Annotated in this window: 16 protein-coding genes; 6 read left to right on the top strand and 10 right to left on the bottom strand. The window is 74.2% G+C overall.

All coding sequences use genetic code 11. From position 1 onward, the window contains the following. Positions 1-135: 135 nt before the first annotated feature. On the bottom strand, positions 136-1,761 hold the full coding sequence (locus tag ACFXGA_RS02310; protein WP_378083563.1) for a glycosyl hydrolase family 18 protein: 1,626 nt from the start codon (positions 1,759-1,761) through the stop codon (positions 136-138). 254 nt (positions 1,762-2,015) lie between these two features. On the opposite strand from ACFXGA_RS02310, the gene ACFXGA_RS02315 reads away from it, so the two are divergent. Beyond that, entirely contained in the window at positions 2,016-3,122 is a 1,107-nt protein-coding gene (locus ACFXGA_RS02315; RefSeq protein WP_378083564.1) for a serine hydrolase domain-containing protein, read from the top strand. A 698-nt stretch (positions 3,123-3,820) separates the two neighbouring features. Here the strand turns inward: ACFXGA_RS02315 and ACFXGA_RS02320 are convergent. Then, positions 3,821-4,303, bottom strand: coding sequence for a heme-degrading domain-containing protein (locus tag ACFXGA_RS02320; RefSeq protein WP_378083566.1), 483 nt, complete (start codon positions 4,301-4,303; stop codon positions 3,821-3,823). Beyond that, positions 4,300-5,319 (bottom strand): Gfo/Idh/MocA family oxidoreductase, encoded by a 1,020-nt coding sequence (locus ACFXGA_RS02325; RefSeq protein ID WP_378083567.1) that lies wholly within the window; start codon positions 5,317-5,319, stop codon positions 4,300-4,302. The genes ACFXGA_RS02320 and ACFXGA_RS02325 overlap by 4 nt, the downstream gene beginning before the upstream one ends. Positions 5,320-5,373: 54 nt before the next feature. Between ACFXGA_RS02325 and ACFXGA_RS02330 the strand changes: the two genes are divergently transcribed. Next, a complete protein-coding gene (locus tag ACFXGA_RS02330) occupies positions 5,374-6,414 on the top strand; it encodes an ROK family protein (protein WP_378083569.1) in 1,041 nt (346 codons plus the stop codon). Positions 6,415-6,469: 55 nt separating this feature from the next. Then, positions 6,470-7,219, top strand: coding sequence for a PP2C family protein-serine/threonine phosphatase (locus tag ACFXGA_RS02335; protein ID WP_378083570.1), 750 nt, complete (start codon positions 6,470-6,472; stop codon positions 7,217-7,219). On the opposite strand, the gene ACFXGA_RS02340 is transcribed toward ACFXGA_RS02335, so the two are convergent. Beyond that, positions 7,209-7,901 (bottom strand): ArsR/SmtB family transcription factor, encoded by a 693-nt coding sequence (locus tag ACFXGA_RS02340; protein WP_378083571.1) that lies wholly within the window; start codon positions 7,899-7,901, stop codon positions 7,209-7,211. The two genes, ACFXGA_RS02335 and ACFXGA_RS02340, sit on opposite strands and share 11 nt — an antisense overlap. Positions 7,902-7,966: 65 nt before the next feature. Here ACFXGA_RS02340 and ACFXGA_RS02345 point away from each other — a divergent pair, with 65 nt between their 5' ends. Then, a complete protein-coding gene (locus tag ACFXGA_RS02345; protein ID WP_378083573.1) occupies positions 7,967-9,250 on the top strand; it encodes an isocitrate lyase/phosphoenolpyruvate mutase family protein in 1,284 nt (427 codons plus the stop codon). A gap of 153 nt (positions 9,251-9,403) precedes the next feature. On the opposite strand, the gene ACFXGA_RS02350 is transcribed toward ACFXGA_RS02345, so the two are convergent. From ACFXGA_RS02350 to ACFXGA_RS02360, 3 genes are all read right to left on the bottom strand, one after another. Continuing rightward, positions 9,404-10,576, bottom strand: a complete 1,173-nt coding sequence (locus ACFXGA_RS02350; protein ID WP_378083575.1) for an alginate lyase family protein — start codon at positions 10,574-10,576, stop codon at positions 9,404-9,406. A gap of 369 nt (positions 10,577-10,945) precedes the next feature. Continuing rightward, complete coding sequence (locus ACFXGA_RS02355) at positions 10,946-12,244, bottom strand: PepSY-associated TM helix domain-containing protein (RefSeq protein WP_378083576.1); 1,299 nt, start codon at positions 12,242-12,244, stop codon at positions 10,946-10,948. 70 nt (positions 12,245-12,314) lie between these two features. Then, entirely contained in the window at positions 12,315-12,836 is a 522-nt protein-coding gene (locus ACFXGA_RS02360) for a hypothetical protein (RefSeq protein ID WP_378083578.1), read from the bottom strand. A 430-nt stretch (positions 12,837-13,266) separates the two neighbouring features. Here ACFXGA_RS02360 and ACFXGA_RS02365 point away from each other — a divergent pair, with 430 nt between their 5' ends. Continuing rightward, entirely contained in the window at positions 13,267-15,948 is a 2,682-nt protein-coding gene (locus tag ACFXGA_RS02365; protein ID WP_378083580.1) for an ATP-binding protein, read from the top strand. Between the two features lie 4 nt (positions 15,949-15,952). Here ACFXGA_RS02365 and ACFXGA_RS02370 read toward each other — a convergent pair whose 3' ends face one another. Next, a complete protein-coding gene (locus ACFXGA_RS02370) occupies positions 15,953-16,717 on the bottom strand; it encodes an NAD(P)H-binding protein (RefSeq protein WP_378083582.1) in 765 nt (254 codons plus the stop codon). 51 nt (positions 16,718-16,768) lie between these two features. On the opposite strand from ACFXGA_RS02370, the gene ACFXGA_RS02375 reads away from it, so the two are divergent. Then, on the top strand, positions 16,769-17,446 hold the full coding sequence (locus tag ACFXGA_RS02375) for a helix-turn-helix domain-containing protein (protein ID WP_378083585.1): 678 nt from the start codon (positions 16,769-16,771) through the stop codon (positions 17,444-17,446). A gap of 130 nt (positions 17,447-17,576) precedes the next feature. Here the strand turns inward: ACFXGA_RS02375 and ACFXGA_RS02380 are convergent, their stop codons facing one another. Both ACFXGA_RS02380 and ACFXGA_RS02385 read right to left on the bottom strand, forming a co-directional pair. Then, positions 17,577-18,467, bottom strand: a complete 891-nt coding sequence (locus tag ACFXGA_RS02380; protein ID WP_378083587.1) for a phosphotransferase — start codon at positions 18,465-18,467, stop codon at positions 17,577-17,579. Continuing rightward, positions 18,464-18,841 (bottom strand): hypothetical protein, encoded by a 378-nt coding sequence (locus ACFXGA_RS02385; protein WP_378083590.1) that lies wholly within the window; start codon positions 18,839-18,841, stop codon positions 18,464-18,466. The genes ACFXGA_RS02380 and ACFXGA_RS02385 overlap by 4 nt, the downstream gene beginning before the upstream one ends. Positions 18,842-18,890 lie beyond the last annotated feature (49 nt).

Here is an 18,890-nt window from a genome sequence, read left to right on the forward strand (position 1 = left end):
GACACATCCACACCCCCCAGACACCTACCTCCCGCGCCCGTGGGACCACCCAACAGGTACCCCTAATACAACCCCGGGGCCCCCTCCGGGCCCTGCGGGGAGACGCCCGCAGGGCCCTTCGGGTGGTGCCGGGTGTTACTTCAGGCCGTTGCCGATCGCGGTGATCAGCTCGCCGTTGGAGGTGTCACCGTCGAGCGCCCAGAAGAACGCGCCGCCGAGACCCTGGTTCTTGGCGTAGGTCATCTTGCCGCCGATGGTGGCCGGGGTGTCGTAGCTCCACCACTGGTTGCCGCAGTGCGCGTACGCCGTGCCCGCGACCGTGCCGGTGGCCGGGCACTTGGTCTTGAGGACCTTGTAGTCCTCGATGCCCGCCTCGTACGTGCCGGGGGCCGCGCCGGTCGCCGTGCCGCCCGGCGCGGACTGGGTCACGCCCGTCCAGCCGCGGCCGTAGAAGCCGATGCCCAGCAGCAGCTTGGCCGACGGCACGCCCTTGCTCTTCAGCTTCTGGATCGCCGCGTCGGAGTAGAACCCGGGCGTCGGGATGCCGGACCAGGACGTCAGCGGCGAGTGCGGGGCCGTCGGGCCCTGGGCCGCCCACGCGCCGAAGTAGTCGTAGGTCATGACGTTGTACCAGTCGAGGTACTGCGCCGCGCCGCCGTAGTCGGCCGCGTCGATCTTGCCGCCGTTGGAGCCGTCCGCCGTGATGGCGGCCGTGACCAGGTAGTTCGCGCCGAACCGGTTGCGCAGGGCCTGCGACAGCGTCTTGAACGAGCCGAAGCCGCTGGTGTCGCAGGTCAGACCGCAGGCGTTGGGGTACTCCCAGTCGATGTCGATGCCGTCGAACACGTCCGCCCAGCGCGGGTCCTCGACGAGCCGGTAGCAGGACTCGGCGAACGCGGCCGGGTTCTGCGCCGCCTGGCCGAAGCCGCCGGACCAGGTCCAACCGCCGAACGACCACAGCACCTTGATGTGCGGGTACATCTTCTTCAGCTTGCGCAGCTGGTTGAACGAGCCGCGCAGCGCGCCGGTGTCCCACGTGTCGGCGACGCCGTCGACGGAGTTCGCCGCGGTGTAGGCCATGTCGTAGTCGGCGTAGGCGTCACCGATGGTGCACTGGCCGTTCTGCACGTTGCCGAACGCGTAGTTGATGTGCGTGAGCTTCGCGGCCGAGCCGGAGGTGTGGATGTTCTTCACGAAGTACTGGCGGCCGTAGACGCCCCACTGGGTGAAGTAGCCGAGGTTCTTCCGCGAGCCGACCGGCGGGTTGGACGTGGTCGTGGTGGTGGTGGTCGTCGTCGTGGTCGTCGTGGTGGTGGTGGTCGTCGTGGACGTGGTCGTCGTCGGGTCGACCCCGCCCGCCTCACACGACGCGCCGTTCAGCTTGCAGTTGGCCGGGCCGCTGAACGCGCCGGAGTAGGTCACGTTGAAGCCGAAGCTCACCGACGCGCCCACGCCCACGTTGCCGTTCCACGTGTTCTTGACGGTCACGTGCTGGCCGCTGGTGGTGTAGGAGCCGTCCCACAGGGAGCTGACCTTGTGGCCCGCGGGCAGGTCGAACTCGACCGTCCACGACGTCAGGGCGGACGTGCCGCCGTTCTTGATCGTGTACTTGCCCTCGTAGCCCGTGCCCCAGTCCGAGCCCTTGCTGAAGGTGGCCGAGACGCCGCCCGCACCGCTGGCCGCGGGGGCGACCACCAGTCCCACCACCAACGTGGCGACCGCCACGAACAACGCTGTGACATGCCATCGGATCTTGGACATCGTGCTCCTTGTCAGGAAAGGAGTGCAGGGTTGACGTCACCATGTGGTTCAGACCACTTCACGGTCAAGGTCTAGACCATTGGCGTCACTCGAACGGACTAGTGGAGATTCCCTCGGAACCGGTTCCGAAGGGCGGGGCGCCACTAGGGGTGGCCCAGCCGAAAGTCTGATCACCTCCCAGACCACGGTCCGATGACGCCCCCACGACACCAGGACAAACTCGAAGCCCTCAACGTCTGAAGGGAGCAACGTTGATGGGCAAGAGGGGAATCGCCCTGGCGGCGGCCGTGGGGTTGGCGGTCGTGGGCGTCGCCGGGCCGGCGGTGGCCGAACCGTCGGCCGACCGGGGTGGCCGGATCGACCGGCAGGTGGTGCAGCGGGCGCTGGACGAGATGGCGCGCACGGGGGCGCAAGGGGTGCAGGTGCGGGTGGTCGACGGGCGGCAGGAGTTCACCGCCCGCAGCGGCACGGCCCGGGTCGACTCGCCGCGGCCCGTGCCGACCGACGGCCGGTTCCGGGTCGGCAGCATCACCAAGACGTTCGTGTCGACCGTGGTGCTGCAGCTGGTCGGCGAGGGCAGGGTGGAGTTGGACGCGCCGGTCGGGCGGTACCTGCCCGGGCTGCTGCCGGACGGCGACCGGATCACCGTCCGGCACGTGTTGCAGCACACCAGCGGCCTGTTCAACTACACGGCGGCCCTGCCGCTCGACCCGGACGGGTTCGTGACGATCCGGGACAAGACGTGGACGCCGGCCGAGCTGGTCGCCCTGTCCACGGCCCGGCCGCTCGACTTCGAGCCGGGCACGTCCTGGAACTACTCGAACACGAACTACGTCGTGGCCGGGATGCTGGTGGAGAAGGTCACGGGCCGGCCGTACGGGGTGGCGGTGGAGCAGCGCATCCTGCGTCCGCTGGGCCTGCGGGGGACGTCCGTGCCGGGCACGCGCAGCGAGATCCCGGGCCCGCACGCGCACGGGTATGTGCGGGCGGGCGGGCAGGTCGTCGACATCACGGAGATCAACCCGTCGGTCGCGTACGCGGCGGGCGAGATGATCTCCACGACGGCGGACCTGGACCGGTTCGTGGACGCGCTGCTGGACGGCCGCCTGCTCCGGCCGGCGCAGCAGGCGGAGCTGACCACGATGCCGCCGATCACGCCCGGTTACGGGTTGGGCATCGAGGACACCGATCTGCCGTGCGGGGTGAAGGTGCGGGGGCACGGCGGGGGCATCCCGGGGTACTCGAGCCTGATGCTCAGCACGCTGGACACGAAGACCAGGCTGACGGCGTCAGTGACCTCGGCCCCGGATCCCGGTGCCGTGGCGGGTCTCGAGGAACTGCTGAACGAGGTGTTCTGCTGACCTGGGCGCGACCTCCAGGGCGTGACGTGCCATGGCTTGACGTGAACATGGCCTGACGTGGACGTGGCCTGACATGGGCATTGCCTGCCCGGAGCGGTGCGGGCTCGGGCTCAACCCGCACCGCTCCGGGCGAGGCCGGGTTCCAGCGCGCCCACAAGGTGCCACCGGACCACCCTGGCTACCGCGACCGCCGGCCTCCGGCTACCGGCCGCCTCGGCCACCCGGCTACCGGCTGCCTCTCAGCCGCCAACCGCCTCGGCCACGAACCGCCTCGGCCGCCAACCGCCTCGGCCACGAACCGCCTCAGCCAACCGCCGCGACCACCGGCTGGAGCGGCCCGCCTCCGCCGCCACCAACCGCGGTAGCTGCCAGCCGACGCGATCACTGGCCGGCGCAGGGCGCGGCCACCGCGGCCGCCGGCAAGCACCAGCCCTCGGCCACCGCAGCACTCCGCCACTGCGGTCGTCGGCCACCGCCGCCACCGGCCACTGCGGTCGTCGGCAAGCGTCAGCCAGGGGAGCGGACCGGGGGTGCGCCAGAGGGCCGAGCGGACCGGGGGCGCGCCAAGGCGGTGAAGGGCTGCCACTGGGGGTGTGAGGCAGCCCCTCACCGCCTTTCCGACGGTCCGTCCGGGGGCAGGACGGGGCGTCGGGTGGGAAGGGGCGTGCCGGTCGGGCGGCGGCCGGCGCACCCGTGGTCTACGTCGCCGTGGCCGTCGCCGTCGCCGTCGTGAGGAACTTCTCGACCTGTTCCACGACGAACGCGTGGTCCTCCGCCTGCGGCAGGCCCGACACCCCGACGGTGCCCACCATGCCGACACCGACCACGTTCACCGGGAACACGCCGCCGTGCGCGGCGTACCGGTCGGGGTCCAGGCGGGAGTCCCGGTCGAAGTCCTTGCCGGCCGCCCGGAAGGTCTCGCCGACCCGGAACGAACTTTGCCCGTACCGGTCGACCACGCGGCTCTTGCGGTCGATCCACTCGTCGTTGTCCGCCGACGTGCCCGGCAGCGCCGCGTGGAACAGGCGTTGCCGCCCCCGGCGCACCGAGATCGTCACCGGCAGCGCGCGCTCACGGGCGGCGGTCAGCAGGAACGTGCCCAGCGCCAGCGCCACCTCGTTGTCGAACGACGTGAACACCAGCCGGGACTCCTGCTCGGCCAAGGTCTCCAGCAGGCTCACGGCGACACCACCTGTCCGGTCCGGGCGGAGGTGAACGCCGCCTCGATCACTTCCAGTGCCCGCACCGCCGACTCCGGGTCGACCGGCAGCGGGCCGCCCTCGGTCAGGGCGGCGACCAGCAGCCGGTAGAACTCCGAGTACGCGCCGGGCAGGCCCACGACCTCCTCGGCGTCGTCCAGCAACCCCACCCGGGCGGATGTCGACAAATCTTCAAATGGCTTGCCGGCGGCGAGGGCGTCCTCCTGGCCGTCCAGGCCGTGCGACACGTACGCGCCGGTCGAGCCCAGCACGCGGAACCGTGGTCCGTGGTGCGGCGCGGCGGAACTGGCCCAAAGGTGTGAACGCACGCCATTCGCATGGGTGAGCGCCACGAAGACGTCGTCGTCCACCTCGACCCCGGGCCGCCGCAGGTCCAGCTCGGCGTACACCGCCGACACGGGACCGAACAGCTCCAACGCCTGGTCGACCAGGTGCGCGCCCAGGTCGTACAGCAGCCCGCCGGCCTCGTCGGGCGCGCCGAACTCGCGCCAGTTGTCCCAGACCTCCGGCACCCACCGCTCGAACCGCGACTCGAACCGGGTCACCGTGCCCAGCGCGCCCTCGTCCACCAGCGACCGCAGCGTGCGGAAGTCGCCGTCCCACCGCCGGTTCTGGAACACCGTCACGGGAACGCCCCGGTACCTCGCCGCCTGCAGCACCCGCCGCGCGTCGGCCGAGGTCGGCGCGAACGGCTTGTCCACCACGACCGCCATCCCGGCCTCGATCGCCGCCAGCGCCAACGGCACGTGCGTGCGGTTGGGCGTGGCGACCACGACCAGGTCGAGGTCCAGCTCGAACAGCTCCTCGACCGTGCGCGGCAGCGCCACGCCCGGGTGGGCGGCCTCGGCCTGCGCCCGTCGGGCGGGGTTCGCGGTGACGACGGCGCTCAGCTCCAGGCCGGGCGTCGCGGCTATCAGGGGTGCGTGGAACACCCGGCCGGCGATGCCGTAGCCGAGCAGTCCGGTGCGCAGTGACATGGCATCGATTAAAGCAACGGCGTGTAGTAAAAAGCCAGGTGCGATGATGGACCCGTGGCCAACTTGCGCTTCCTGCGGGGGTACAACGACGCGGTGGTGCTCGGGCTGGCCAGGTCCGGCGCGGTGACCAGGGTCGAGCTGGCCGACCGCAGCGGGCTCACGCCGCAGGCGGTGTCCAAAGTGGTGAGCAGGCTCATCGACGACGGCCTGCTGGTCGAGTCGGGCACCCGGAACGTGGGCGTCGGCAAGCCGCGCACCCTGCTCAAGCTCGTCGCCGACAGCCGGCTCGCGCTCGGCGCGCAGGTCGAGCGGGACGAGCTGCGGGTCGTGCTCACCGACCTGGCGGGGACGGTCCTGGACCGCGCGGTCGCGCCGCTGCCGCGCGACTTCGACCCGCCGACGTTCGTGGAGGAGCTGAACCGCCTGGTCGACGGCCTGCGCAGCGAACGGCTCCTCGGCGTCGGCATCGGGTTCGTCGGGCCCCTCGACCACCGCACTGGGGTGGTGCACTACCCGACCGGCCTGTCCGAGTGGCACGACGTGCCGCTGCGCTCCCTGGCCGAACAGCGGCTCGGCCTCCCGGTCGTGATCGACAAGGACACCAACACGGCGGTCGTCGCCGAGGCGTGGCGGCGCGGCGAGGAGCTGCGGGACGCGGTGCTCGTGCTGGTCGGCACCGGCCTGGGCATCGGCATGCTGCTCGACGGCCGCGTGCACCGGGGCTCGCGCACCAACGCGGGGGAGTACGGGCACACGACCCTCCAGCTCGACGGCCCGCAGTGCGTGTGCGGGCGCACCGGCTGCATCGAGGCCCTGCACAACCTCGCCGCCGCGCGCGGCGACCTGGTGGAGGCGACGTCCATCGTGGGCGTGGCCGTGGCCGACCTCGTGCAACTGCTGGACATCGACCACGTGGTGCTGGCCGGCCGCGCGGTGTTCGCCGAACCGGCCGCCTACCTGGACGGCGTGCGGGCCCGGCTGCCCAAGGACGAGTGGCTGCCGGTGGACGTGTCGATCACTCCGCTGGGTGACGACGTGGTCGCGGCCGGCGCGGCGATGCTCCTCCTGAGCGAGTTCTACGGCCGTCCCCGCTGACCGGATTGGACATGCCCTGCTCACGGGCACCCGTGCGAGTGATTCACTGTGCGGCATGTATGCGCTCCGGTACGCCGTCGGCACCGACCCCGGCCTGCGCCGTGAAGCGAACGAGGACTCCGTGTACTTCAGCGAACGACTGTTCGCCGTCGCCGACGGCATGGGCGGGCACGCGTTCGGCGAAGTGGCGAGTTCGATCGCGGTGGCGGTGTTGGCCGACCTCGACGTGGAAGCCGACGACCCCCTCGGCGAGCTGGCCGGTGCGACGCGGGAGATCGCCGTCCGGCTGACCGACCTGGCCGAGGAGAACTTCGACATGCGCGGCATGGGCACCACGCTCACCGCGCTGCTGTGGGACGGCGAGCGGTTCGCGGTCGGGCACATCGGCGACTCGCGCTGCTACCTCGTCCGCGAGGGCGAGCTGTCCCAGGTCACCCGGGACCACACCATGGTGCAGGCGCTGGTCGACGACGGCCGGATGGCCGCCGAGCAGGCCGCCGAGCACCCCGGCCGGTCGATGCTCATGCGCGCGTTGCAGGCTGGCAGCGCGCACGACGCCGACCTGTTCTTCCAGGACGTCGAGGCGGGCGACCGGTACCTGATCTGCTCGGACGGGCTGTCGGACGTGGTCGCCCCGGCGGAGATCGCCGGGCTGCTGACCGCGTCCGCGGACGGTGACGAGACCGTGCGGGCGTTGATCGAGGCGGCCAACGCGCGCGGCGGGCCGGACAACATCACGTGCGTGGTGATCGACGTGCTGCCGGCGGGCGACCCGTCGTGGCTGCCGGGGTGGCTCACCCGCTGAGGGTGCTGCCCGTCGGGATGCCGAGCAGGTCGCGCAGCGCGGTCTCACCGGTCGGGGTGAGCCGCACCGCGCGGCCCGTGCCGATCCGGCGCACCCAGCCGCGTTCGTGCAGGTGGGCGCAGACGTGCGCGCCCGCCGCGCCCGCGAGGTGGGAGCGGCGCTCGGTCCAGTCCAGGCACGCCCTGGCCAGCGGGCGGCGGGTGGTCGGCGGGCCGAACGCCAGCTCGTCGGTCAGCCACGCGAGGCCGTCGTCGGTGACGGACAGGTCGTCGGTGAGCAGGCCGCGGGCCGTCATGGCGTCGGTGATCGCCACGCCCAGGCGGCCGGCCAGGTGGTCGTAGCAGGTCCGGCCGCGGCGCAGGGCCTGGTCGGCGGCGGACGCGCGCAGCGTGCGGCGCGGCGGGTCGGCGGGGCCGAGGTAGGCGAGGAGGTCTTCGAGCAGCCTGGCCTGGCGCGGGCCGGCGAGCTGCACGTAGCGGTGGCGGCCCTGGCGGCGTTCGACCAGGAGGCCGCCCTGGACCAGGCGGGTCAGGTGCTCGCTCGCCGTGGACGGCGCCACGTCGGCGGCGTCGGCCAGCTCGCCGGACGTCCACGCCCGGCCGTCCATCAGCGCGAGCAGGAACCGGGCGCGGCTGCGGTCGGCCAGCAGCGCGGCCAGGGACGCGAGTCGGTCTGCTGCCACGTCCGCCATTGTGCGCCGCCGACGGTTCGGCGTGCGCCGAAGTGTCCGGCGCCTACGGTGGCCGCATGAGCGTGCTGGAGGACGACGGTTACGTGGTGACGCCGGTGCCGGCGGCGGAGTCCGGGGTGGCGTGGCTGCGGGCCGGGGTGGCGCGGTTCAGCGAGGGCGCGGACCACGTGCGGCGGCGGGCGGTGGTGGCGCGGGTGCTGTCCACTGTGGATCTTGACGCGCTGCGGCGGCCGGGGGAGCCGGTGGCGGTGCTGGCGGAGGCGTTGGGGCTGCCGCGGTCGGTCGCCGGTGACGTGGCGGTGGTGGCGGGGTGCTACCAGCCGCACGTCGCGGTGACGCGGGAGGCGGACGAGGCGGTGGCCCGGCTGGTCGCGGCGTGCGGTGGGGCTTGGGACGAGGGGACGGCCAACCTGATCGGGGTGCTGGTGCAGGCGAGCGCGGCGACGCGGGCGTTGATCGCGGGGGTGGAGCCGCCGGTGCCCGTGACGCGGCGGGTCGCGCCGGACGGGTCGGTGGTCGAGGTGGACCTGGCCGGGGCGTGGTTCGGGGCGGGGCGGCACGCGTGCCCGGGGCGGGAGCACGCGATGGCGTTGGCGGAGGGGTCGCGGGTGTTCCACCGGTTGCACGACGACTTCCTGGTGCTGCCGAACGCGTGGGACTTCGCGTCCGCGGCGGCGCTGGTGCGGGCCGGGTTCGCGGCGGTGGGGACGACGAGCCTGGGCGTGGCGGTGGCGCACGGCCTGCCGGACGCGGCGGGGGTGGCGCGGGCGGAGACCGTGGCGTTGGCGCGGCGGCTGGTGCGGCTGCCCGTGCCGGTGACGGTGGACGTGGAGGCCGGGTTCGGCGGTGACGTGCGGTCGTTGGCGGCGGAGCTGTGGGAGCTGGGCGTGGCGGGGGTGAACGTGGAGGACGGGCGTGGCGAGGGGTTGGCCGATCCCGGTTCGCACGCCGCGGTGGTCCGTGCGTTCAAGGAGGCCGCGCCGGGCCTGTTCGTCAACGCGCGGGTGGACACGCACTGGCTGTCCGTGGACCGTGAGTCGACGGTGACCCGTGCCTTGGCATACGCGGACGCCGGCGCGGACGGCGTCTTCGTGCCGGGCTTGGCGGACGAGCGCGGTATCGCCGCCCTGGTGGCGGCCCTCGACGTGCCCCTGAACGTGCTCCCCGTGCTGCCCACCGCCACCCTGCGTGACCTGGGCGTGCGCCGGGTGAGCACCGGCTCCCTCCTGTTCCGCGCGGCCCTGGCCGAAACCGTCCGCACCGCCGACGCCGTCCGCTCCGGCGCCCCGCTCCCCACCGACCTCCCGACCTACCCCGAAACCACCGCCCTGACCACCTGAACCCGCGCGTGTCCTACGTTCGGAACGCGCGTGTCCAACGCTCAGAACACCCGAGTTGAACGCTCGGAACGTCCACCGCTGTTCCGAACGCTCAACTCGGCTGTTCCGGAGGTAGGACACGCGCGTTCCGGAGGTAGGACACGCGCGGTTCGGTCAGGCGGGGTTCAGGGCGTGGGTCAGGGTTTCCCAGGCGATGAACAGGCGGTCGGTGCCGGCCGGGCGTTGGCGTTCGGTCAGGGCCCGGGTGTTGGTCATGGCGATGCCCAGCCGGGTGTTCAGGGCGTTGAACGCCACCTCGGTGGTCGGGCCGAGGGCCTGCTTGCGGGTGCCGCCGCACAGCCACGACGGCATCGGCTCGACGCCGAGCTGGTACTTCGAGTGCAGGCCGTAGGCGTGGCGCAGCCGCTCGCGCACCTCGCCCCACAGGTCCTGGCCCTGGAGCCGGGCGGTCTCGGCGATGTGCGCGGCGGCGGCCAGGCCGTAACCGGTGTGGGTGAAGTCGCGGCACGTCTCCTGCGACAGGCCGTTCACGAACGTGGTCTGCCCGTGCCAGTACGAGACGATCTCGTCCCGCGTGTCGATGCCGCTGCCCGGCGGCGTGCGCGGCAGCGCGCCGTCCGTCGTCAGGTAGACGTAGGCGGGCATCCGGGTCCGGAACGTCGCCACCGCTCGGTCGTACACCGCCCGGTCCTCCAGGAACACGGAGATCCCGAGCGTCGCCTCCATCATGGACAGTTCCCAGTTGCCGTTCGTCGCCGCCCGCCCGCCGACGACCTCCGGCAGGTAGACGTCCCGCAGCATGGTCGCGAACCGCCCCGCGTTCGGCCAGTTCCCGTGCACGTGCCTGATGATCTCCGCGGCCCGCGGCCACGACGAGCCGGCCCACGCCGTCTGCAGCGGCGCGTTGGTGTTGGTGTGGTCGCGGATCGTGGCCGACCACGCGTCCATGATCTCGATCGCCTTGGCCGCGTAGCGGTTGTCCCGCGTCACGTACCACGCCAACGACAAGGTGTACGCCGCCAACGCGTCCTCGCGCTCGTCCGTGCACCCGTAGTTGGGGTTGGAGTAGGACCCGCACTCCACCACGGCCCGCGGCTTCGGCACGCGCGACAGCGAGGCGAACGGGTGCGCCAGCATCTGGTCGAACGCGCCGCGCCACGGCTGCTCGCCCGCGTTCACCTTGGCCCGCACGAAGTCGAGCTGCGACTTGCCCACCAGCACACCGGGGTGGGCGAACACGGCCGGTGCCGCCGTCGAGGGCGACGGCGACGCGACCACCAGGCCGACCGCCACCAGGGCGGCGGAGAGAACCGATTTCCCGCGCATGCCACGGAGTTTGTGTGGTCTGGACCACCAACGTCAACGATGTTCACGCTGGTGAAGCGACCGCGCCGTCCGGTTCCGGCCGGGCGCGCTCCCAGCCGCGAAATCCGTCCGGCCGAGCCGTTCGCGTTCCGGTCGAGCGCGTTCCGAGCCGCGAAACGCGTGCGGCCGAACCGTTCGCGTTCCGATCCAGCGCGCTCCAAGCCGCGAAACGCGTGCGGCCAGGCCATTCGCGTTCCGGGTCGAGCGCGTTCCGGGCCGCGAAATCCGTCCGGCCGGGCCGGCGGGTTGCGATGGAGCGCGTTCCGGGCCGCGAAACGCGAGCGGCCGGGCCGGGCGTGAAGAGGTGCCCGACCCGGCCGCGGGCCGTCGCTAGCCGGCCACCGGCGAGGACTCGGAGGGGGACGGCTCGGTGTCCTTCCGCCGCCGCGCCCGCGCCGCCAGCACGAGGTCGACCACCAGGAACGCCAGCAGGCTCAGCCCGAACAGCGGCACGAACCAGCCCACCGCCGCCGCCACCACGAGCACGGCCACGAGCTGGGCCCGCGGCGGCTTGCGCCACTGCCCGCGCGGGACCGGCCGGCCGAAGCCCCGGGTCGGGCGGCGCAGCCACCAGATCCGGTAGCCCAGCACGACCAGCGCCACCAGGCCGAGCCCGAGCGCCAGCAGCACGAGCTGGTTCGGCCACCCGAACAGCACGCCCATGTGCGCGTCGATGCCCCACCGGGCGAGCTTGGCCGCCACCGGGTAGTCGGCGAACCGGACCTCGTCCAGCACCTCGCCGCCGGAGACGGCGACCGCGTCGACCTGGGTGGGCCAGGAGCGGTCGATCTCGCTGACGTTCCACGGCATCCCGGCCATCGGCGGCGCGACGATCTCGATCAGGCCCGAGTCGATGCCCGCCCGGCGCGCGGTGGCCAGCACGGAGTCCACCTCGCCGGGCGACACCGGGATCGGGTCGGACATGTCGTGCCCGGCGTGGTCGCCGCCGCCCTCCAGCGCCGGCGTGGTCCAGTTCAACGCCTGGCGCACGGCGGCGACGTTCTCGCCGGCGTAGGCCGACCAGGTCAGCCCCGTCGCGGACAGGAACAGCGCGCCCACGAGCACCGACAGGCCGATCGTGGCGTGCCGCCGGGTGGTGGGCTTGGTCCGCTGCGCGCGGCGGCGGCTGAACCACAGGAACACGCCGCCGAGCGCGACCACCCACAGCCAGGACGCGGCCAGCTCGCTGTAGAGCCGGCCGGGTTCGCCGAGCATCAGGTTGCGGTGGATCTGGTCGATGGTGGTGCGCAGCGGCAGCACGCCGCTGGTGCCGTAGGTCATCAGCTCGCCGACCACGGTGCCGTCGGCGGGGTTGACGAACACGGTGGGCCGGGCGTCGCCGTCGCTGGTGAACAGCACGCGCGTGGTGTCGCCCGGCCCGGGGGCGGGCCGGATGGCGGCGAGCGTGTCGCCCGGCCGGGCCGCCACGGCGGCCTTCACCTGCTCGGACAACGGCACCGAGGACGTCGACTCGGGCACGCGGAGCTGGTTCGAGTACAGCCACGACTCCAGTTGGGGCGTCGCGGCGTAGAGCACGCCGGTCAGGGCGGCGATCAGGACGAACGGGCCGACGAGCACGCCCGCGTAGAAGTGGAAGCGCAGCACGAGGCCGCGCCAGGTCTCGGACATGGCGGGAACTCCCGGGTACGAGGAGGTGCCACCGGTCCCGGAACGGGACGGTGGTGGGGGACTCGGGTACCTAGGAGCGCGGCGGGCCGCGCCGCGGCAGCGCGCGTCGGCGCAGGACCTCCGACAGCGGCTGGCGCGGGTGCGCGGCGATGGGGATGCGCAGGGGCGCGAACGCGGGCGGCGGGCTCAGCCGCCGGGGCAGCACGGCCGCCAGCGCGGCGGCCAGCCGGAACACGGCCTGCTCGAACCCGGCCAGGGCCACGACGACGATCACCGTCGCCCCGAGGTGGGCGAGCAGCATCGACGGCGACGGCAGCACGTCGCGCGGTTCCCGCGACAGCACGGCGAGGAACACGTGCGCGGCGACCTGGACCACGCCGACGAGCCCGAACAGCTCGGTCAGCCCCAGTTGCCGGTCGGTGAGCGGCACGCACGTCCACGCGATGGCCAGCGCGAACACCAGCACGTGCGGGAAGGAGGGCAGGTGGCCGCCGCCGCTCGCGTGCGCGATCACGGCCAGGAGCCCGGTGGACAGCCCGACCGCGCCGCAGCGCGCCACGCGCGCGGCCCCTCGCGTCGGTGCCGGTGCCACGCTTCCGCAGCGTAGCGGCCCGGTTGGGGCCGAAGAAGAGCGAATGTGGATCCGACCGCGACCGGGTTCGCCGGACTCCGTTGTCCGGGCGACCCCTGTTCGTCGTCACCTGCCCGACCCGCGTGGAATAATGGCCGGTCGGGCGTGGAATATCGACGGTCAGTTGTAGGGCATTCCGCCGAACGGGCTGGTGGCCACCTGCGCGAAGGTCGTAAAGGCGGTCACGACCAGGGCGGCGATGAGCACTCGTCCGATTCGCATGCGTTCTCCAGTCGACAGGGTCGGGGAATTTCGGCGATTACCGTGTCAGCACGCGGACCGGTGTGGAGCGGAATCGGCGTGAACAATCCGATAACTGTGCGACGATCAGGTTAATTCGGCGGCAATGTTACATCTTGTTAACTTGACGTTAGCGCCGTATTCTCGCGGTGTGCGCGCCGTCACACTGCGTCTCGCAGGCCGCGAGCGAGAGCTGGGCCGCCTCCTGGCGCTGGTGGACGACCTGTCCCGGGGGCGGGGCAGCGCGCTGCTCGTCGAGGGCGAGCCCGGCATCGGCAAGACGGCGCTGGTCCGCGCGGCGTGCGACGCGGCGGCGGCCCGCGGCTTCCGGGTGTGCCGGGGCGCGGGCGACGAGCTGGGCCGCTCGCTGCCGCTGCTGCCGCTGCTGGACGCGCTGGCCGTGGCCCGCGCGGAGAGCGCCGCAGTCACCGCCGAACGCCTGCTGGCGCGCGTGGACGACCTGTGCGCGATCGGCCCGGTGGTCCTGGTCCTGGACGACGTGCAGTGGGCGGACGAGGCGAGCGTCGCGGTGTGGCGGCGGCTGGCGGGGCTGGTGCCGCAGTTGCCGCTGCTGCTGATCGGCGTGTTGCGGCCGTTGCCGCGCCGGGACGACCTGGCCGTGCTGCGCAAGGACGTGCCGCGCCTGCCGCTGCCGCGCCTCGCGCCGCCCGCCGTGGTGGAGCTGACCGGCAGGCTGGCGGGCGGCACGCCGGACGAGGCGCTGGCGCGGCTGGCCGAGGACGCCGGCGGCAACCCGCTGTACCTGGTCGAGCTGGTCGAGGCGTTGTTGCGCGGCGCGGCGATCGAGGTGGACGCCACCGGCACGGCCCGGCTGGTCGACGCCGGGGTGCCGCCGTCGCTGTCGGCGGCCATCGCGGACCGGATCGGGTTCCTGGGCGCGGACGTGCGCCGGGTGCTCGTCGCCGCCGCGCTGCTCGGCGTGGACTTCCCGGTCGCCGACCTGGCCGCCGTGCTGGGCATGCGGGTGGTAGAGCTGCTGCCCGCGTTGCAGGAGGCGACCGTGGCGGGGGTGCTGGTCGACGGCACGGCCGGCCTGTCGTTCCGGCACCCGCTGGTGCGCACCGCCCTGTACGACGAGGTGCCGGAGGCGGCGCGCGGCGCGTGGCACGCCGAGGCGGCCCGCGCGCTGGCCGACACGGGCGCGGGCGTGGACCGGGTGACCCGGCAGCTCCTCGCCGCCGACGACCGGATGCCGGACTGGGTGGCGGACTGGCTGGTCGCGCACGGCGCGGTGCTCGTCGCGCACGCGCCCGAGGCGGCGGTGGACCTGTTCGGGCGGGTCGTGGTGGCGCCGAACGCGGGCCCGCGCCGGGGTGTGCTGCTGGCGCACCTGGCCGAGGCCCGGTTCCGGCTGGGCGACCACCACGGCGCGGAGGCCGTCGCGCTGGCCGGGCTGGAGCACGGCACGCTCGTGGACCTGCACTGGACGTTGGCGCAGTGCCGCAGCATCACGGGGCGTTCGGCGGAGACGCTGGTCGAGGTGGAGCGGGCGCTCGCGGCGCCGGGGCTCACCGCGTCGGACCGGGCCCGGCTGCTCGTGGTGGCGGCCCGCGCGCACTGGGACGTCGGCGAGCTGGACGCCGCCGAACGGCTCGCGCGGGCGGCGCTGGTGGACGCCGACCCGTGGGCCACGAGCTGGGCCCTGCACGTGCGCACGATCGTGGCGATGGCGCGCGGCCGGATGGCCGAGGCGCTGCCGCTGTTCGACCGGGCGCTGGCGGTGGCCATGGGCGAGCCCGCCACGTCGGACCTGCGGCTGCTGCTCCAGATCAACCAGGCCGTGACCCTGGGCGAGCTGGACCGCGGCCCGGAGGCCATCGCGTCCGCGCAGGTGGTCCGGCACGCCGCCGACCAGGTCGGCAACCTCGTGCGGCTGGCGCAGGCGCAGAGCGCGCTGGGCCAGCTCCTGCTGGACGCCGGCCGGTGGGACGAGGCGCTGGTCGACGTCGACCTGCTGGCCGACGACCTGAAGCACCCGATGGTCTCGCGGTGCGACCACGGCGTGGCCGCGTTGATCCACCTGCACCGGGGCGACGCGGCGGGGGCGCGGGCGCACCTGCGCCCGGTCGTCGGCGACGGGACCGCCCCGCTGCCGGAGGGGCACGTGGTGGGGCCGCTGGCGCTGGCCGTGAGCCTGGAGCTGGAGCAGGCGGGGCGGGTGCGGGAGGCGTGGTCGGCGTTGACCGGGTGGCGGTCGGTGGAGGACCTGCTGCCGGACTTCGTGCGGCTGGCCGCGGAGCTGGGCGAGGACGCCTCGGCCGCGGTCGCGCACGCCGAGGCGTTGGTGGCGGAGCTGGACGTGCCGCACCGGCGGGGGTCCGCGGCCTACTGCCGGGCGCTGGTGTCGGCCGACCCGGTCGGGTTGCTGCACGCCGCCGAGGAGTACCGGGTGGCCGGGCGGCCCCTGTTCCGGGCCAAGGCGTTGTCGGCGGCGGCGGAGCTGTTCGCGGCGGCGGGCGACCGGTCGTCGGCGCGGGCGGCGCTGAGCCACGCCGTGGAGGTGCACGCCGGGCTGGGCGCGGACTGGGACGCGACCCGGCTGCTGGCCCGGTTGCGGGAGCACGGCATCCGGCGTGGCCCGCACGCCAAGCACCGGCGGGCCACGCACGGCTGGGAGAGCCTGACGCCGACCGAGCTGAAGGTCACCGAGCTGGTGGTGTCGGGGCTGTCGAACCGGCAGATCGGGGAGCGCCTGTTCCTGTCCGGCCGCACGGTGGCCACGCACGTGTCGCACGTGCTCGCCAAGCTCGGCGTGCGGTCGCGCACGGACATCGCCCGGGAGGCGGTCCGGCACCTCGGCGCGTCCGGCTGAGCGGTCAGGGGCGGGGGAAGTTCTCCCGGGCCCACGTGGCGTACGTGCGCGCGGGGCGTCCCAGCACCTCGGCCACGTCGTCGGACAGCAGCGAGCCCGCGCCGGTGCGGACGGCCCGCAGCCCTTCGGCGTACTCCCCGGGCAGGTCCTCCAGCGGCACGTCCACCGTGGTCAGGGGCCGGTCGAGCACCTCGGCCAGGACGGCGACCTGCTCCGGCACGGAGATCAGCTCCGGGCCGGTGAGGGTGTAGGCGCGGCCGTGGTGGTCGTGCCGCAGCGCTTCGACCGCCACCTCGGCCAGGTCGCGCGGGTCCACCACGCCGAGCCTCGTCGTGCCGGTCGGGTTCGGCACGGGCTCGCCGGCGGCGATGAGCGGGGCCCACTGCAACGAGTTGGACGCGAACAGGCTCGCCCGCAGCAGCGTCCACGCCGGGAACGCGCGGGCCGCGTCCTCGCCGGGGCGGTGCCATCCCGCGACCGGGCCGACGGGGATCGCGGACAGCTTCACCACCTTCGGCACGCCCGCCCGCCGGGCCGCGTCGAGCAGCGCCAGGTCGTAGGCGGGCAGGTCGGCGGTGCCGGGGCCGAGCAGGAACACGGCGGTCACGCCGGCCATGGCCCGGTCGAGGGACGCCGGGTCGGTGTGGTCGCCGCGCACCTGGTCGCCGGTCGGCGTGCGGGAGAGGGCCCGGAACGGGACCCCGCGGTCGGTGAGGAGCCGGACGACTTCCCGGCCGGTGGTGCCGGTGGCACCCGTGATCAGCAGCATGGGGCCGAGTCTGCGGGCCGGGGGAGGGGAAGGTCTTGGACGTTCCGGCGGTTGTCGTCGGACGTGGAGCAGCGCTTGCGGCCGTGGGTCGAGGGGATCGGCAGCCAGTCGTTCGAGGGGCGCACGTACGTGCACGCGCCGGACACGGCCACGACGCTGGTGCTGTGCACGGCGTCCGAGGGCGCGTACGTGGTGGGGCCGCGCGACCGGGCCCGCTACACCGCCGGGCGGCGGGCGCGGCGGGTGGTCGTGCGGTTGACGCCGGGGCGGGCGCAGGCGGTGCTGGACGTGCCGGTGGACGAGCTGGTCGACCGGGCGGTGCCGTTGAGCGAGCTGTGGGGCCGGCCGGTCGGTGACGTGGCCGCGTTGCGGGCGGCGCTGCTGAGCCGGGTGGCGCAGGCGGATCCGGGGCGGTCGGACCTGGTGCACGCGGCGGCGCGGATGCTGCGGGTGCGGGGCGTGGCCGAGACGGCGCTGGCGTTGGGCGTGAGCGAGCGGCACCTGCGGACGCTGTTCACCAGGGCGGTCGGGTTGTCGCCCAAGCGGTTCGCGCGCGTGGAGCGGGTGCGCCGGGTGGTGGCGCGGGGCGGCCGCGGCGGGTGGGCGCGGCTGGCGGTCGAGCTGGGCTACTACGACCAGGCGCACCTGAGCCGCGAGTTCCGGGCCACGATGGGCGTGCCGCCCGGCGCGTACCTCGCGGGGAACCTGCCCGAGGCGACCTACTGCTAGTGGTCGGGGGCCTCCGACTCGGCAGCGGCACGGTGAGCGTGCCGGTGAACGCCATGAGCGGGATGAGGGCCGGCACGACCGCGCGGGCCAGGTCGGTCCCGATCAGCGGCGGCGGTCCACCACCACGCCGTCAGGGACCGGTCGCGGGTCGCAGCCGTGCCACGACGCCGTCCAGCCCTTCCCGGACGATCGCCGGGTCGTCGTGGTCCAGGCCGAAGGCGACCTCGTGCCAGGGGCCGAGCCGGTGCGCCACGAGTGCCCGTTCGCGCTGGTCGTCGGTCACGCCGTAGGCCGCGGCCAGGGCGTCGGCGAAGGCCGGTGGGGTGCCGTGCAGCGCCCACGCGAGGTCGATCGCCGGGTCGCCCAGGTGGGCGTCGCCGAAGTCGATGACACCGGTCAGCCGGCCGTCGGCGGCCAGCACGTGCTCGGGGCCGAGGTCGCCGTGGACCAGCACGTCGCCGGTCAGCCGCCGCCCGGCCGCGAGCAGCGCGTGCGCGGGCTCGTGCAGGTTCGCCGGGAGGAGCGGCACGACGTCGGCGGCGAACCGGGCCAGGTCGTCGGCCGGCCGGCCGCGCGGGACGCCGAGGCGGAGCGGTTCGTCGGTCGGGCAGTCGTGCAGGGCGCGGAGGAACAGCCCGAGTTCGCGCCCGTGGGCGGGGTGGGTGAGCGGTTCGCCGGGCACGAGGGGGTGCCGCACCGCGAACGGTTCCCCGGGCACGACTTCGGGGACCGGGACGGGCAGCGGCAGGCGCGGTGCGAGCCACGGCATCAACCGGGTCTCCCGGCGCAGCTGCGCGACCACCCCGGGGCGGCGCGGCCTGCGCACGACCCACCGCCCGCCCACCAGCCGCGCGGTGGTGTCCCAACCGCCGCCGAGGTCGAGGTCGGCCGGCGCCTGCGCCACGGCGGTCCTCACGTCCTGCGTGCGCGGTGCCGGCTCGGGCCGGCGCGTCGGCGGCGGCGGGCCGGAACCGGCCGCGTCTTCCCCGTCCGGCGGCGTCTCGTGGACCGCGGCGCTCACGCCTCGTGGCCGCGGTGGTGGCGGCCCAGTCGGGCCAGGCGTGCCGCGGTGCCGCCGCCTTCGTCCATGCCCAGCCGCACCCGTCGCCGCAGCCGGCGCGCCACGACCTCGCCCAGCGGCGTGTCGGGCGCCTTCCGGAACCGCGCCGGCCGCCGGTCGCGCGCGGCCTGCTCGGCCCGGTCCGCCGCCGCCTCGTCCGCCGGGCCGAGGGCACCGCGCAGCGCCTGCTCGGCCCGCCGCCGGTCGGCCCGCAGGTCGAGCCGCCGGTTGAGCGGGATGCCGCGGCGGGAGCCCTTGTCGTTCTCCCCGTAGGTGTTGCGGCGGTCCTTGGCATAGCTCAGCCGCTTCTTCTCCTGCGGGCTCCTGCGCACCACCGGGCACCTCCGGGTCGATCTCGTCCTCCACCGGACGGTACCGAGCCTG

The sequence above is a fragment of the Actinosynnema sp. NPDC059335 genome, assembly GCF_042752395.1.
In the GTDB taxonomy this organism is placed as follows: Bacteria; Actinomycetota; Actinomycetes; order Mycobacteriales; family Pseudonocardiaceae; genus Actinosynnema.

Coding starts and splice junctions, on each gene's coding strand:
- ACFXGA_RS02355 (WP_378083576.1), bottom strand. CDS start 12,244: ATGTCCGAGACCTGGCGCGGCCTCGTGCTGCGCTTCCACTTCTACGCG.
- ACFXGA_RS02345 (WP_378083573.1), top strand. CDS start 7,967: ATGAGCGTGCTGGAGGACGACGGTTACGTGGTGACGCCGGTGCCGGCG.
- ACFXGA_RS02310 (WP_378083563.1), bottom strand. CDS start 1,761: ATGTCCAAGATCCGATGGCATGTCACAGCGTTGTTCGTGGCGGTCGCC.
- ACFXGA_RS02335 (WP_378083570.1), top strand. CDS start 6,470: ATGTATGCGCTCCGGTACGCCGTCGGCACCGACCCCGGCCTGCGCCGT.
- ACFXGA_RS02325 (WP_378083567.1), bottom strand. CDS start 5,319: ATGTCACTGCGCACCGGACTGCTCGGCTACGGCATCGCCGGCCGGGTG.
- ACFXGA_RS02315 (WP_378083564.1), top strand. CDS start 2,016: ATGGGCAAGAGGGGAATCGCCCTGGCGGCGGCCGTGGGGTTGGCGGTC.
- ACFXGA_RS02370 (WP_378083582.1), bottom strand. CDS start 16,717: ATGCTGCTGATCACGGGTGCCACCGGCACCACCGGCCGGGAAGTCGTC.
- ACFXGA_RS02350 (WP_378083575.1), bottom strand. CDS start 10,576: ATGCGCGGGAAATCGGTTCTCTCCGCCGCCCTGGTGGCGGTCGGCCTG.